The sequence below is a fragment of the Gordonia cholesterolivorans genome (genome assembly GCF_039531975.1).
Classification (GTDB): domain Bacteria; phylum Actinomycetota; class Actinomycetes; order Mycobacteriales; family Mycobacteriaceae; genus Gordonia; species Gordonia sihwensis.
On the sequence record NZ_BAAARB010000085.1, the window covers coordinates 1 to 545 of the forward strand.

Sequence of the window (545 nt, forward strand, 5' to 3'; positions counted from 1 at the left end):
ATTATTATGATTATCTGGGCCGGTGCGGTTGCCACAATGGATGGCGTGCTGCGCCCGTTCCTGATAAAAATGGGCGCTGACCTGCCGATGGTACTGATCCTGACCGGTGTTATCGGCGGGATGTTATCCCTCGGGATGATCGGACTCTTTATCGGCCCGGTGGTACTGGCAGTTTCCTATACCTTACTGAAGGCCTGGATGAATGATGTGCCACGTCCGTCCGATGATTTAACCGAGGTCAGAGCGTATATGGAAGAACAACTCTCAGAAAAAAAATAAGTTTTTAATCAAAGGTGCAGAAATGCACCTTTGTTATATTTAATTAATTATGTTTGATTTATTGTGGTTGCCAGCTATATCAATATGTATTAATAGCGTCTTCTATAACAGGAGACGAAACCGCATGCAAATATCTGCTGTATCCGGAGCAACATCTGCCAGTCCGGAAATAATGAATGATAAGACGACTAATCTATGTAAATTTGGGGCAGAGATTAGCTGTGTGAGAAATACATCAGAGCCGGCAGGTTCACCAAAAACACACT

General features: G+C 44.0%; 1 protein-coding gene. It reads left to right on the top strand.

What is annotated here, in order from left to right; translation table 11 throughout:
* On the top strand, window positions 1-279 hold a 279-nt coding region (locus ABFX36_RS18990; protein WP_346077846.1), incomplete at its 5' end, for an AI-2E family transporter.
* Window positions 280-545 lie beyond the last annotated feature (266 nt).